This window comes from Candidatus Accumulibacter phosphatis (assembly GCF_000024165.1).
In the GTDB taxonomy this organism is placed as follows: Bacteria; Pseudomonadota; Gammaproteobacteria; order Burkholderiales; family Rhodocyclaceae; genus Accumulibacter; species Accumulibacter phosphatis.
Window position 1 is genome coordinate 4,389,479 of record NC_013194.1, and the last position, 13,501, is coordinate 4,402,979.

At 63.1% G+C, this 13,501-nt stretch carries 12 protein-coding genes; 5 read left to right on the forward strand and 7 right to left on the reverse strand.

Annotation, left to right across the window (positions count from 1 at the left end):
- Positions 1-20 precede the first annotated feature (20 nt).
- Entirely contained in the window at positions 21-560 is a 540-nt protein-coding gene (hslV, locus tag CAP2UW1_RS19090; protein ID WP_015768261.1) for an ATP-dependent protease subunit HslV, read from the forward strand.
- Complete coding sequence (gene hslU, locus CAP2UW1_RS19095) at positions 560-1,891, forward strand: ATP-dependent protease ATPase subunit HslU (RefSeq protein WP_015768262.1); 1,332 nt, start codon at positions 560-562, stop codon at positions 1,889-1,891. The genes hslV and hslU overlap by 1 nt, the downstream gene beginning before the upstream one ends.
- A gap of 16 nt (positions 1,892-1,907) precedes the next feature.
- Here the strand turns inward: hslU and CAP2UW1_RS19100 are convergent, their stop codons facing one another.
- The 3 genes from CAP2UW1_RS19100 to aceB all read right to left on the reverse strand — a co-directional run bounded on the left by CAP2UW1_RS19100 (position 1,908) and on the right by aceB (position 4,912).
- Positions 1,908-2,336, reverse strand: a complete 429-nt coding sequence (locus CAP2UW1_RS19100; protein ID WP_015768263.1) for a universal stress protein — start codon at positions 2,334-2,336, stop codon at positions 1,908-1,910.
- Positions 2,333-3,076, reverse strand: coding sequence for a TerC family protein (locus CAP2UW1_RS19105; protein ID WP_015768264.1), 744 nt, complete (start codon positions 3,074-3,076; stop codon positions 2,333-2,335). The genes CAP2UW1_RS19100 and CAP2UW1_RS19105 overlap by 4 nt, the downstream gene beginning before the upstream one ends.
- A gap of 237 nt (positions 3,077-3,313) precedes the next feature.
- Positions 3,314-4,912 (reverse strand): malate synthase A, encoded by a 1,599-nt coding sequence (aceB, locus tag CAP2UW1_RS19110; RefSeq protein WP_015768266.1) that lies wholly within the window; start codon positions 4,910-4,912, stop codon positions 3,314-3,316.
- Positions 4,913-5,028: 116 nt separating this feature from the next.
- Here aceB and CAP2UW1_RS19115 point away from each other — a divergent pair, with 116 nt between their 5' ends.
- Positions 5,029-5,949: a LysR family transcriptional regulator gene (locus CAP2UW1_RS19115; protein ID WP_015768267.1), complete on the forward strand. Its 921-nt coding sequence runs from the start codon at positions 5,029-5,031 to the stop codon at positions 5,947-5,949.
- 43 nt (positions 5,950-5,992) lie between these two features.
- Here the strand turns inward: CAP2UW1_RS19115 and CAP2UW1_RS25780 are convergent, their stop codons facing one another.
- The 4 genes from CAP2UW1_RS25780 to CAP2UW1_RS19130 all read right to left on the reverse strand — a co-directional run bounded on the left by CAP2UW1_RS25780 (position 5,993) and on the right by CAP2UW1_RS19130 (position 12,600).
- The gene (locus tag CAP2UW1_RS25780) at positions 5,993-6,193 is read right to left on the reverse strand and encodes a hypothetical protein (protein ID WP_015768268.1); all 201 of its coding nucleotides are present in this window, start codon (positions 6,191-6,193) and stop codon (positions 5,993-5,995) included.
- An 862-nt stretch (positions 6,194-7,055) separates the two neighbouring features.
- The gene (locus CAP2UW1_RS19120; RefSeq protein WP_015768269.1) at positions 7,056-9,968 is read right to left on the reverse strand and encodes an HD domain-containing phosphohydrolase; all 2,913 of its coding nucleotides are present in this window, start codon (positions 9,966-9,968) and stop codon (positions 7,056-7,058) included.
- Between the two features lie 125 nt (positions 9,969-10,093).
- The gene (gene aceA, locus CAP2UW1_RS19125) at positions 10,094-11,392 is read right to left on the reverse strand and encodes an isocitrate lyase (RefSeq protein WP_015768270.1); all 1,299 of its coding nucleotides are present in this window, start codon (positions 11,390-11,392) and stop codon (positions 10,094-10,096) included.
- Between the two features lie 254 nt (positions 11,393-11,646).
- Positions 11,647-12,600: an IS1595-like element ISCap3 family transposase gene (locus CAP2UW1_RS19130; RefSeq protein WP_015768272.1), complete on the reverse strand. Its 954-nt coding sequence runs from the start codon at positions 12,598-12,600 to the stop codon at positions 11,647-11,649.
- On the opposite strand from CAP2UW1_RS19130, the gene CAP2UW1_RS25785 reads away from it, so the two are divergent.
- Together CAP2UW1_RS25785 and CAP2UW1_RS19140 are read left to right on the forward strand one after the other, a co-directional pair.
- Entirely contained in the window at positions 12,574-12,966 is a 393-nt protein-coding gene (locus CAP2UW1_RS25785; RefSeq protein ID WP_199931512.1) for a hypothetical protein, read from the forward strand. The two genes, CAP2UW1_RS19130 and CAP2UW1_RS25785, sit on opposite strands and share 27 nt — an antisense overlap.
- Before the next feature lie 99 nt (positions 12,967-13,065).
- Positions 13,066-13,497, forward strand: coding sequence for a Fur family transcriptional regulator (locus CAP2UW1_RS19140; RefSeq protein ID WP_015768273.1), 432 nt, complete (start codon positions 13,066-13,068; stop codon positions 13,495-13,497).
- Positions 13,498-13,501: the final 4 nt, after the last annotated feature.

Here is a 13,501-nt window from a genome sequence, read left to right on the forward strand (position 1 = left end):
GCAACCATTCGGAGTCACGCATGCAGCAGTACCACGGTACGACGATCCTGTCGGTTCGTCGCGGTAGTCGGGTCGCCATGGGCGGCGACGGACAGGTGACTCTCGGCAATCTGGTGATCAAGGCCAGCGCACGCAAGGTCCGGCGCATCCATCAGGGGCGGATCCTTGCCGGCTTTGCCGGCGGCACGGCCGACGCCTTCACGCTCTTCGAACGTTTCGAAGCCAAGCTCGACAAGCACCAGGGGAACCTCCTGCGCTCGGCGGTCGAACTGGCCAAGGATTGGCGGAGCGACCGCGCATTGCGTCGGCTTGAAGCGATGCTGGCCGTGGCTGATCGCGATAATTCTTTGATCATCACCGGCAATGGCGATGTGGTCGAGCCCGAGCACGGCATCGTCGCGATTGGTTCGGGCGGCGCCTTTGCGCAGTCAGCGGCACGCGCGCTGGTCGAAAACAGCGAACTCGATCCCGCCGAGGTGGTCCGCAAGTCCTTGCAGATTGCCAGCGAGCTGTGTATCTACACCAATCAGAACTTCACCATCGAGGTGTTGGAACCATAATGTCGGCCATGACCCCGCAGGAAATCGTCTACGAACTCGATAAACACATCGTTGGCCAGGGCAAGGCCAAGAAGGCCGTGGCTATCGCGCTGCGCAACCGCTGGCGGCGCGCGCAGGTGGCCGAGCCGCTGCGGCAGGAGATCACGCCGAAGAACATCCTGATGATCGGCCCCACCGGAGTCGGCAAGACGGAAATCGCACGCCGTCTGGCACGACTCGCCAACGCTCCCTTCATCAAGGTCGAGGCGAGCAAGTTCACCGAGGTCGGCTACGTCGGTCGCGACGTCGAGACGATCATCCGTGACCTGGTCGAGATCGCCGTCAAGAGCGGCCGCGAGCAGGCTGTGAAAGGGGTGCGTGCGCGTGCCGAGGATGCTGCCGAAGATCGCATCCTCGACGTCCTGCTGCCGCCAGCGCGCGGAAACTTCTTCAACGACGCGCAATCGAGCGAGGACAGTGCGACACGGCAGAAATTCCGGAAGCGCCTGCGCGAGGGGGAACTCGACGACAAGGAGATCGAGGTGGAGGTCGCCGCGCCGTCGATGCAGGCCGAGATCTTTGCGCCGCCGGGAATGGAAGAGTTGACTGCGCAGATTCAGGGCATGTTCCAGAACATTGGCGGTGGTCGCAAGAAATCACGCAAGCTGAAGATTTCCGAGGCCCGCAAGTTCTTGATCGATGAGGAAGCCGCGAAGCAGGTCAACGACGAGGAAGTCAAGCTCGAAGCGGTGCGGAATGTCGAGCAGAACGGCATCGTCTTTCTCGATGAAATCGACAAGATCGCTTCGCGCAGCGACACACACGGCGTCGACGTCTCGCGTCAGGGTGTGCAGCGCGATCTGCTGCCGCTCGTCGAAGGCACCACGGTATCGACCAAGTACGGGATGATTCGCACGGACCACGTGCTGTTCATCGCCAGCGGAGCTTTCCACCTGGCCAAACCTTCGGATCTGATTCCCGAGTTGCAGGGACGGTTCCCGATTCGCGTCGAACTCGACTCGCTTTCGGTGGCCGACTTCGAGTGCATTCTGACGCAGACCGACGCTTGTCTGACCAAGCAGTATCAGGCGCTGCTGGCGACTGAAGGGGTCACTCTCGACTTCGCCGCGGAGGGGGTCAAGCGGCTGGCGGAGATTGCCTGGTCGGTCAACGAGCGTACCGAGAACATCGGTGCTCGCCGCTTGTACACGGTCATGGAACGGCTGCTCGAGGAAGTGTCGTTCTCGGCTGGCAAGGAGGCAAGCGATCTGGTGGCCATTGATGCCACTTATGTCGACAGCCGCCTGGCCGAACTGGCGGAAAACGAGGACCTGTCGCGCTACGTGCTGTAGCGGGCCTTGCCTACCCTTACTTGACGACCAGGACCGGCAGGTCGGTGAGGTGGACGACGCGATTGGTGACCGAACCCAGCAACACGCCGGCCACCGAGCCGAGGCCGCGCGCGCCCATGACGATCAAGGCGCAGCGCTGTTCCCTGGCAAAGTCGACAATCGTTGGTGCCGTCTCGCCGACCAGAACATGTGCCGAGCAAGACAGCCCGGCCGCTTCGACCCTGGCGCGCGCGCTCGCCAGTGCCGCCTCGCCGGCTTCGCGGTGGTAATCCTGAACGACGCCGCTGTCCACGAATCGGGTCACATCGGACGGCAGCGGCGCCTGCACGTTGACCAGCATCATTGCCGGTGCGATGGTGTTCCTGGCTGCTTCACGAATGACATGGTCGACGGCGCGCAGCGCATGCAGCGAACCGTCGACCGGAACCAACCATAGAGGGTTCATTTCCGATCTCCTTCCCTTGTCGTTTCGGAAGCCGCGCTGGCGAGCTCAACGGTCGAATGCGCTGCGCTCTGCCGGCTGGCGAGCCATTTCCCGACGCCGATGACCAGCAACGCGCCAAGACCTGATGCCAGGTAGTTGCTGTGTGGAATGAGGTCTCGCCATGCCGTGGGCAATGCCGGGTCGGTGACCAGCATGCCGCCACCAATCCAGCCGAGCAGTGCACCGCCGGCAGTGATCACGATCGGGAAACGATCCATCAACGTCAATACCAGCTTGCTCCCCCAGACGACGATCGGGATCGAAACCGAAATGCCGAAAATGACCAGAATGATCGACCCGTGTGCCGCACCGGCGACGGCGATGACGTTGTCGACGCTCATCACGGCATCGGCGACGATGATCGTCCTGATTGCTCCCGCCAGGGTGGTGCTGCCCTGCACGGTGCCGTGTGCGTCCTCGTGCTCGGGCAGAACCAGCTTGACGCCGATCCAGAACAACAGCAGTCCGCCGACGATCTTCAGATAAGGAATCGCCAGTAGTTGCAGGGCGAAGTAGATCAGGACGACGCGCAGCCCGATGGCGCCGAAGACGCCCCAGAAAATGCCTTTGTTGCGCTGCGTCGCGGGCAGTTTCCGGCAGGCGAGAGCAATCACCACGGCGTTGTCGCCACCGAGCAGGATGTCGATGGCGATGATCTGGAATACGGACACCCAGAAAACCGGCGAAGCGAGATCGGGCATGCGGTTGGCTCATCCTTGCAGAACGCGTCGGCTGCCCATCGCCGCACCGGCGCCAGGAGTATCAGCGGCCCTGGCGCGCGACGAGCGGGAAGCGAAAGTCCGGCATTCTCTCACAACTGGTCGGCCAGATGGCTCGGCGCACGGGCGCCGCCGGACGCCGCCGCGGCTCCGCGAGGGCGGCGTGCGCCGCGTGGGTCGGTTCCCGCCGGATCCTGGCCCGGAAACCGACCGACAACATCAATCCATGGCCTCGTACAGCGGCAGGGTCAGGAACTCCGGGTAGTCCGGCGTCAGCGACATCTTGTCGAAGATGACAGCCGCCTGGTCGTAACTGGCGGTGTCTTCGCCCTGGGCGCTCACCGTTGCCTTCACTTTGGCCAGTTCCTCGGCGATCATGCCGCGCACCATCTCGGCGGTGACCTTGCGACCATCGTCGAGCACACCCTTTGGCGAAACCACCCATTGCCAGACCTGCGAGCGCGAGATCTCGGCTGTCGCGGCGTCTTCCATCAGGTTGTGGATCGGCACGCAGCCGTTGCCGGCCAGCCAACTGCCCAGGTAGTGGATGCCGACGTTGATGTTGTTGCGCACGCCGGCCTCGGTGATGGGTTGTGACGGCTGGAAGTTGAGGAAGTCGGCGGCGGTGAAGGTCTCGTCGCGCTGCTTTTCCCACTGGTTCGGGCGCTCCCCGAGCACCTTCTGGAACTCCTCCGCGGCGATCCCGACCAGGCCCGGGTGGGCAACCCAGCCGCCGTCGAAACCGTCGTTGGCGTCGCGCGTCTTGTCGTGACGGATGCCGGCGAGTGCCTTTTCATTGGCTTCCGGATCGTTCTTGATCGGGATCAGCGCGCTCATGCCGCCCATCGCCGGTGCCCCGCGCTTGTGGCAGATCTTCACCAGTTGCAGGGCATAGCTGCGCATGAAGGGGACTTCCATGGTGATCGCGCCGCGGTTGGCGAGGCAGAAGTCCGGGTTCTTCTTGAACTTCTTGATGCACGAGAAGATGTAATCCCAGCGGCCGGCGTTGAGACCGGCGGAGTGCTCGCGCAATTCGTAGAGGATTTCCTCCATCTCGAAGGTGGCGAGAATGGTCTCCACCAGCACGGTGGCCTTGATCGTTCCGCGTGGCAGGCCGATGTGTTCCTGGGCCATGATGAAGATGTCGTTCCACAGGCGCGCTTCGAGGTGCGATTCCATCTTCGGCAGGTAGAAGAAGGGGCCGGCGCCGCGCGCGATCTGCTCCCTGGCGTTGTGGAAGAGGACCAGCGCGAAGTCGAAAATGCCGCCGGAGACACGCTGCCCGTCGACGGTCACGTGCTTTTCGTCGAGGTGCCAACCGCGCGGGCGAATCTGCAGCGTGGCGATCTTGTCGTTGAGTGCGTATTCCTTGCCGGCTTCGTTGGTGAACGACAGTTGCCGGCGGATCGCCTTGTAGAGGTTGACCTGGCCCTGGATCTGGTTGTCCCACTTCGGACTGTTCGAGTCCTCGAAGTCGGTCATGTACGAGTCGGCGCCCGAGTTGTAGGCGTTGATGATCATCTTGGCTTCCACCGGGCCGGTGATTTCCGTCCGGCGACGTTCGAGGGCCTTCGGCAGCGGCGCAATTTTCCAGTCGCTTTCGCGAATGTGCTTCGTTTCGGGCAGGAAGTCAGGCATTTCGCCGGCGTCGATGCGCACCTGACGCGCCACGCGCGCCTGCAACAGTTCCTGGCGCCGGCTCTCGAAGGCCCGGTGCAGTTTGGCCACCAGAGCCAGAGCGTCGTGGGTGAGAATGGTTTCGTAGGCGGCTTGGATCGGCGCGTTGATTTGCATTCCAGCGGGCAGGTTCAGGCTCATGAAGGACTCCAGTCGAGGGGTTGAGAGACGATGAAGAGATTGTATTAAATGCTGCAGTGAAAGATAAGAGCGAATAGAATCAAAGTATCTTTTACCTGAGGTATCAAATCACCGTCGTGGATCAGATCAAGCAGATTCAGGCGTTCGTCGATTCGGCGACGCGCGGCAGCCTGTCGGCGGCGGCAAGGGCGGAGTCGGTCACTCCGGCGGTGATCGGGCGTCGGCTCGATGCTCTCGAAGCCCGCCTCGGTGTCAAGCTGTTGCTGCGCACGACGCGCAAACTGTCGCTGACTTTTGAAGGGCAGGCTTTTCTCGAAGACTGTCAGCGGATTCTCAATGAACTGGCGAACGCCGAGGCGGCGGTGTCGCTGGGTGGCATCCGTGCCAGCGGGCATCTCAAGGTGTCGGCACCGGCAGGTTTCGGGCGCCGGCATCTGGCACCGCTGGTGGCGGCCTTCATGGATGCCAATCCCGGCGTCACGGTGCGTCTGGATCTGACCGATCGCCTGGTCGATCTGCTCAACGAAGGGGTCGACTGTGCGGTGCGGATTGGCGACATGGCTGATTCGAGTCTGGCGAGCAGCAAGCTCGGCGAGATGCGTCGCGTCGTCGTCGCCAGCCCGGTGTACCTCGCCCGCCACGGGGTACCGCGCACCCCGGCCGATCTGGCCCACCACAACTGCCTGTCACTCGATCAGCAACGCGGCTGGACCCTGCGCGAATCACCCGCTGGCGAAGGAGCAAACCGCAAGGTATCCGGCAGTTTCGAGTGCAACGATGGGGCTGTCCTGCACGCTTGGGCGCTCGCCGGCAAGGGCCTGGCCTGGCGATCGATGTGGGAGGTTGGCGACGACTTGCGCAGCGGCCGGTTGGTGTCCTTGCTCGATGACTACGCTACGGCGCCGGTAGGCATTTATGCCGTGTTTCCGCAACGCCGGCATTTGCCATTGCGGGTGCGGCTATTCATCGATCAGCTCAAGACCACGTTTGGTGATCCGCACTATTGGGAGCTTGGCAACTCGGCGGATGACAGGTGAGGATTTGCGGAGGGGTGCTGAATTGGTCCCGAAGACGCACGCGTCATTCGTCAGCGGTGGCCGCCGCTTTTTTCGCTGCTCGCAGCAGCGCTTTTCTGGCTTTCTCGGCCTTGATATGCGCGAGAGCCTGCGCTCTGTTGCATTCCTTGCAATAGGAGTGCAGGCCATCCGAACTGCGCGAGTTCTTGTGGAACTCCAGCACGGACTTTTCCTGCTTGCACTTGACGCATACTTTTGTGCTCATGGGGGGAACCGGGTAAAGAGACGGTTGGGTAGCAAGCGGCTACCAGACGGCTGAACTGGGTGCTCCGACGGTTAGCGGCCGCCGTTTCCAGCAGGCTCGACCATCGGCAAACCGTGTTCCCAATTCAAGGTGCGGAAACTCACGGTCGGAGGAGTGGGCTGGCGAATCGATGCGCTGGTGTCGCGAACCCGGAGATGAGGGCGTATCCATCTGGGCGATGAATAAATGAAATTATTGGTTAGTTTCTCTTGATGGGTAGTGATCTTTTTCCGCTTTTCGAACACTCTTTTCGTTCTGGCCAGTTTGTTCGCTGCTGCCGGTCTTGCTGGCGTTGGGGACGAGCGGGCTCACCGGACATTCCGACACTGCCGGCGAAAGCGGCTCGCAAACACGGACTCTCGGCTCGCCGAAAGCCGTCGCCTCGCCCGCACAGCCTCCGACTCGCGACGGCACTCGGCCTTGCGGCGGCTGGGCTTGCCGTGCCAATCCCACGCCAGGGTGCCGTGCCGTCCCTGGTGGCTCGCCGGCGGCCCAAAAGCGGCCCGTACTGGCGCGGCACACAGCCGACAACACGCGCGCCGGCAGCGCTTGGTCCGTCACGGCGGCCCGCGAGTGGGTCTGCGATACGCTTCCGGATAAGCAAAGAGCGTGCCGAGCAATAAGGATGGCTTATTGATACAGTCGTTTAGTGTTGCATTTATCACAACGCGGTTGGCATCCGGACCACGGCTGTAAAGAATCCTGACACCGGCCTGCCGTTTGTGGCGTGGCCTGACCGTGTGGGTTCTAATGCGACGAAGTGTGGTGACCAGTCGCCATGCGCCGAGGACTGTCGCACGCTTCAGGCGAGGCGAAGGGACGCTTATCTACGGCCGAGAACGCGGTCGATGTCCACCGCGTCAATCTGCTCCGGCCGCATGAATGCCCTGGCGTAGTCGAGGTATACGCCAGAGCGCAGGAACAGCGCAAAGAGATCGGCATCGATGTGCTGCTCTTGCTGCATGCGTGACATGATGGCAATCGCCTCTGAAAGGGTCTTGCCTTTCTTGTAGGGACGGTCGATGGCGGTCAAGGCTTCGAAAATGTCCGCAATCGCCATCATGCGCGCCAGAGGATTCATCTCGTCACCCCGCAGTCGCCGCGGATAGCCGCTGCCGTCCATTTTCTCGTGGTGCCCGCCGGCGATGTCGGGAACGTGCTTCAGGTGCCGGGGAAAGGGCAGCTGCCAGAGCATGATCAGGGTCTGCACGATGTGTTCGTTGATTTTGTAGCGCTCTTCTTCGGACAGTGTTCCACGGCCGACCGAGAGGTTGTACAACTCGCCCCGGTTGTACAGCAGTGCCGGCACGGGCATCCTGAAGCCGCGGGGGTCGTCGTCGGCCAGACCGTCACGCGCGGGCCGAGCGATGCGGTGCTCGGGCCTGTCGGCGAGCAGCGGTTCGACGACCGGCAGCGTTGCGGCTGGTGTCGCGGCCTTGCGCAACTTCTCCTCCTGGGAGATCCCAATGCGGTCATCTAGGGTGCGCAACCAGGTTCGGCGGGCGATCGCCTGCAGACGGTCGATGCTCTCCGGCGGCATGTACTCGCCGCCCTCGTTGCAGGCGGCGACGAACGCGAAATCGTCATCGATCTGCTGCCACTCGACAGCCAGACGCTGGCGCGCCGACTGTGCGTTGTCGCCATTGGCGATTGCCTGCAGGCAGGCGATCTGCGCGTCGCGTTTGAGCACTTCGAAGCGCGTGCGCACTTCGTGGAGGCGGTCATGGATGGTCTCCAGCTTGGTCGCCTTGTCCACGACGTACTCGGGTGTAGTCACCTTGCCGCAATCGTGCAGCCAGGCGGCCACGTGTACTGCCTCCCAGTCGTCTTCGCTCAACTGGAAGTCACGATAGGGACCGCTGTCGGCTGCGCAGGCGGCACGCGCCAGCATCTTGGTCAGCTCGGGGACACGCGCGCAGTGGCCGCCGGTGTATGGGCTCTTGGCATCGATGGCAGCGGCGATCAGCTGGATGAAAGCTTCGAAGAGGTCCTTCTGCGCCTTGATGAGCGCCTTGCTCTCGAGCGACACCGCGGCCGCACCGGATAGCGCCTGCACGAAGCTCAGCCGGCTGTCGTCGGTAGCGGTTGCGCACAGCAGGAGCATCGCGCCGACCAGTTCGGCCTGACGGTTAAGCAGCGGGACGGCGATGGCGTGGCTGAGGTCGGGTAGCTCCGCCGCGGCGAAGCCCAGGCGGCTGCGATCGCCGGGCTCGAGCGGAGCGGCGCGCGCCGCGCCAGCGGCAAGCGCCGCGTCGAGCAGAGGGCCGCAGGCGGTCAGGGTCAGCGATGGCAGTCGTCCGGCCAGCGGCGAGCCGTCGGCCGACAGCGCGACGGCGGGGTTCAGTTGCTGCCCCTCGGCAAGGTAAAGTACCCCGGCATGCGCCGCGGAAGCCGATAGGGTGTCGCCGAGCAGGCGCGGCAACAGCCGGTCGAAATTCTGCTCGGCGGCGACCGCGTGGCTGATGTCGAGAAAGCGGCGGATCGTGCGCTTCATTTGGTCCATCGTCAGCGCCAGCTGGCCGACCTCCTTGATCGACGACTCGACGTTGATTGGCTGCGAGAACTCGAAGTGACGTATGGCTTCCGCCTCGTTGGCGAGGCTGCCCAGAGACCGCGAGATACTGCGCGCGAGCAGCCAGGTGAGGGGGATCGTGCACAGCAGGACGGCCAGAGTGGCGAGTGCAGAGTGGTGGATGAGCTTCAATGCGCCCGCCATCAGTTCGTCTTCGGGAATCGCCGCGACGAGGTAGAGCGGCGGCACCCCTTCGAGCCGCAGTGGGCTGACCGACGCGCGCCAGATGCTGCCGCCGGCCTCGACACGTAGCGTCCGGGTGGCCGTACCGGCCATGTTGCGGACGGTCTCCAACAGCGGGACAAGGGCTGGCACGCCGAGTTGGTCGATACGCGCCAGCGATGGTCGGCCATCGCTGGCGACGGAACTGAGCAGCAGCCGGGAATGCTCTTCGTGGGCCAGCGCATAGCCCTGTGAATTGACGAGGACCATCTGGCTGCCCGGCGTCGCCTTCTGGCCAGCGAGCGTCTGGCCGAGGGTGTGCAGCAGAATGTCGGCGCCGACCACGCTACGCCCGTCGGCGGCGCGGTTGGCGAGCGTCGTGCCGACCTTGCCGCTGGAGAAGAAGAGGTAGGGTGGCGTCTTGATCTGCGTCGAGGACGCCAGTCCTTGCGTGTACCACGGCCGCTGCCGCGGATCGTAGGCAGCCGCGTAGTCGGGTCGGAGGTCATCGCGCAGCTTCCTCAGCGCCGCGTCGAAGTACAAGAAGTGGCCGCGTACGTCGCCGGCAGTGTTTTCGATGCTCTGTACGACGTAGGTGGCGCCGGCCGGTACGCGCGAAGCCTCGCTCTCACTGCCGTGACCGATGCGACCGAAGAGGAAGAAGTCGCCATTGGCGTAACCAACATACAGCGACGAGAGGGCCGCCGAGCTGTCGAGTGCCTGGCGCAGGAATTCCAGGCTGTCGAGGCGTTCGCTCAACGAGCTGGCTCCGGTCAGCCGCTGCAGGCTCAGCAGGCGCGTCGCCATCTCCGCAGGTTCGATGAGGTGCTGCATTTCCGCCAGAGCCTGACGACCGATCCGCGTCGTCAGGTCGCTGGCAGATGCTTCCAGCAGATCCCGGCTGAGCTTGTAGCCGATTCCTCCGAGGACGGCGCAGACGACGAGGATCAGTCCCAGGAAGAGCGTCGAGATGTGGAGATGCAGTGGGTAACGACGGCGCATGTGCCTGGCCCCTTGGCGAGTTGCGGACGACCAAGGATAGCGGGAAAACGGCTGCAGGTTTCAGGCCTTGCTGCAAGAAAAAAGCCGCGCCAGGGCGCGGCTTTCGGTTGGCCTGCAGGCGACTCTCAGTGGAACTGCTCTTCTTCGGTCGACCCGGTGAGCGCGGTAACCGACGACGTTCCACCCTGGATCACCGTGGTCACCTCGTCGAAGTAGCCGGTACCCACTTCCTGCTGGTGCGAGACGAAGCTGTAGCCGCGGTCGCGCGCTGCGAACTCGGGCTCCTGCACCTTCTCGACGTAGGCAGTCATGCCGCGCGCGACGTAGTCCTGTGCCAGATCGAACATGTGGTACCACATGTTGTGGATGCCGGCGAGGGTGATGAACTGGTACTTGTAGCCCATGGCGCCGAGTTCCTTCTGGAAGCGGGCGATAGTCGCGTCGTCGAGGTTCTTCTTCCAGTTGAACGACGGCGAGCAGTTGTAGGCGAGCATCTTGCCCGGGTGCTTGGCGCGTACGGCTTCGGCGAACTTGCGGGCGAATTCGAGATCGGGCGTGCCGGTCTCGCACCATACCAGGTCGGCGTATTCGGCGTAGGCGACGGCGCGCGAGATCGCCTGGTCGAGACCCTTCCTCGTCTTGTAGAAGCCTTCCGAGGTGCGTTCGCCGGTGACGAAAGGCGTGTCGTTAGCGTCGCAGTCGGAAGTCAGCAGGTCAGCGGCTTCCGCATCGGTACGGGCGATGACCAGCGTCGGCACACCGCACACGTCGGCCGCGAAGCGAGCGGCAATCAGCTTCTGGACGGCTTCCTGCGTCGGCACGAGGACCTTGCCACCCATGTGCCCGCACTTCTTGACCGAAGCCAGTTGATCTTCCCAGTGCACTCCCGCAGCACCGGCGCGAATCATCGCCTTCATCAGTTCGAAGGCGTTGAGCACGCCGCCGAAACCGGCTTCGGCGTCGGCAACGATCGGCGCGAAATAGTCGATGTAACCCTTGTCGCCGGCGTCGATGTTCTTGGAGAACTGGATTTCGTCGGCGCGACGGAAGGAGTTGTTGATGCGCTCGACGACCTTGGGGACCGAATCCACCGGATACAGTGACTGGTCGGGGTACATCGCCGCGTACGAGTTGTTATCGGCAGCCACTTGCCAGCCCGACAGATAGATGGCCTTGACGCCGGCCTTGACCTGCTGCATGGCCTGGCCACCGGTCAGCGCACCGAGGCAGTTCACGTAGGGCTCACTATTGACCAGATTCCACAGCTTCTCGGCGCCGCGACGGGCCACGGTGTATTCGATCGGGAAGGAGCCGCGCAGGCGGACGACATCGGCGGCGGAGTAACCGCGCTTGATGCCCTTCCAACGGGGGTTCTCGGCCCAGTCCTTCTCCAGTTCGGCGATCTGCTGCTCTCTCGTGCTCATGTTTACCTCTCCAAGAATATTGAATGTGGGTGGGGCAATGGTGACGCCGGGGAGTCGAATCAAGACAGCGGTGGAGCAACGACTCGGGGCGACCAATGGAGTGAAAGTATAAAGACCTTTTCCCTTGTGGGCAACAGTCTTATATAAGACATAAGATGTATTTTTTATGTTTCAGGAACAGATAGTTGGGGATTTCTTCCCGCATTGTGGGAAGAAATCCCCATTCGTGAAACGCCATGCATCTTCCTTCCTGATTAGCAATGAGCGTCAGCTACCCGAATCGAGCGCTGGGGCCGCGGCGCGCAGGCTACCGCGGCGACCAGGAGCCTCTCGTTCAGAGTCCTGAGATCGAATCGGCGGTTGAATCGGTAGGTGAAAGCCGCGAGGTACTGAGCGCCATACTTTCGAAAGGCAAGCGCGTGGTAGCAACCCGAAAGGCTGGTCTTGAGATTACCCAGGACCGTGTTAACCCACTTGAACTCTGGCAAGTCCTTGGGCTTTCGCCCGGCGACGACGGTCGGCTGATGAACGCAGCCGGCGTCGGTGACGGCGTTGAAGCAAGCCAGACCATCCGACAGCACCGTCGATCCCGGTGCGAGGTTGCTCTTGGCCCACTCGGCAATTGCCTTCAGGGTAAAACCGGGAACCAGCGTGAGTTTGGCACGCAGGGGGTGGCCCTCATCGCTGAACGAGACCGCTGCCACGAACGGGACCTTGTTCTCCGAACCGCGCCCCGCCTTGCCACCCGTCCGTTCGCCGCCCAGGTAAGCGTCATCGACCTGAACCTGGCCATCGAGCACATAGCGTTCTTCCCGCTGTTCCATCGCCCGCATCAGCTTGTGGTGGATAAGCCAGGCGGTGGGATAACTCACTCCCAGATACCGCTTCAGCGCCAGCGCCGACAGACCCGTCTTGGCCTGGCTGATGAGGTAGATCGCCAGGAACCACACGGTCAGCGGCAGCCTGGTGCCCTGAAACACCGTCCCGGCGATCAGCGAGGTTTGATGCCGACAGGCGTTGCACTGAAACACCTTGCACGACCCCCCGCGCAGAACACAGTGAGCGTGCTCACCGCAGCGCGGACAGGAAAACCCATTCGGCCAACGGGCTGCCTCCAAGGCGGCGGCGCACTGCGACTCGCTTCCAAAGCGCTCGGTGAACTCCGGCATCGACAAACCGGGTTGAAACTGGATTCGATTCATGGCCATGGTGCTGCTCTCCGTGTGGTGACGGAGTCCAGGCTAAGCCCCGCTGGGCTCACCAGATGCGCTCAGCTGACGATTGTTGCTAATCAGGTCTTCCTTTCGCCCGTTTCCGGCGTGCAGTTGGTCGACAAGACGGCGCCTGCTCGAAGCCGATCGCTTGTCGACCGGGTTCCCGAGCGCGACGCTCGCTTCGTTGCCATCGCCGGCGTCGCCAATTCCGCGGCGTGGCGTCTTGAAGTGAGCGTGGCTCGATTGAGCGCTGACCTCGGATGGCAGCATAATGGGACATTGGGTGCCGAAAAGCTGGCGACCGACAGCACAGCACGTCGACAAGCCATGGCGAATGGTTTCTCTGGAGAGAATGAATGAACGACTCGGGACGCAACTGCGTCGCATCATCGATCGGCGATCGGCAAGCCGGCCACCCTGGTCGACACCAGCTTTGACCCTTCCGCGATTGCCTCACCGATGACCTCATCGCTCGAAACCACCCCGACCGCCAGTGCCTTGCGCATTGCCGCACGCGGCGGCCGCGCCACGCGCACGCGGGTTGCCGTCCTCGACATCCTCAGCCGTGCCGGTCGGCCACTTTCCCACGACGAGGTAGGCGTCGCACTCGACGACGGCGGTGTCGAGCACGATCGGGTAACGCTCTACCGAACGCTCGACTGGCTGGTGACGCACGAGCTCGCCCACCGCGTCTCCGGTACCGACCGCGTCTGGCGCTTCAATGCGGCAGTCGATGAAGGGCACGGGCACGCGCATTTTCATTGCGCCCGCTGCGGCTCCGTCTTCTGCCTGGAGTCGCTGCAGCCGACGATCGCGGCGACGCTTCCGGCGGGCTTCCGTTGCGAACGCGCCGAGCTGACCTTTTACGGGAGCTGCCCGAATTGCCGCTGACGGT

Excerpts from the sequence above, each read along its gene's own strand:
- hslV (WP_015768261.1), top strand. The coding sequence starts at position 21 with ATGCAGCAGTACCACGGTACGACGATCCTGTCGGTTCGTCGCGGTAGT.
- hslU (WP_015768262.1), top strand. The coding sequence starts at position 560 with ATGTCGGCCATGACCCCGCAGGAAATCGTCTACGAACTCGATAAACAC.
- CAP2UW1_RS19100 (WP_015768263.1), bottom strand. The coding sequence starts at position 2,336 with ATGAACCCTCTATGGTTGGTTCCGGTCGACGGTTCGCTGCATGCGCTG.
- CAP2UW1_RS19105 (WP_015768264.1), bottom strand. The coding sequence starts at position 3,076 with ATGCCCGATCTCGCTTCGCCGGTTTTCTGGGTGTCCGTATTCCAGATC.
- aceB (WP_015768266.1), bottom strand. The coding sequence starts at position 4,912 with ATGAGCCTGAACCTGCCCGCTGGAATGCAAATCAACGCGCCGATCCAA.
- CAP2UW1_RS25780 (WP_015768268.1), bottom strand. The coding sequence starts at position 6,193 with ATGAGCACAAAAGTATGCGTCAAGTGCAAGCAGGAAAAGTCCGTGCTG.
- CAP2UW1_RS19120 (WP_015768269.1), bottom strand. The coding sequence starts at position 9,968 with ATGCGCCGTCGTTACCCACTGCATCTCCACATCTCGACGCTCTTCCTG.
- aceA (WP_015768270.1), bottom strand. The coding sequence starts at position 11,392 with ATGAGCACGAGAGAGCAGCAGATCGCCGAACTGGAGAAGGACTGGGCC.
- CAP2UW1_RS19130 (WP_015768272.1), bottom strand. The coding sequence starts at position 12,600 with ATGGCCATGAATCGAATCCAGTTTCAACCCGGTTTGTCGATGCCGGAG.
- CAP2UW1_RS19140 (WP_015768273.1), top strand. The coding sequence starts at position 13,066 with ATGACCTCATCGCTCGAAACCACCCCGACCGCCAGTGCCTTGCGCATT.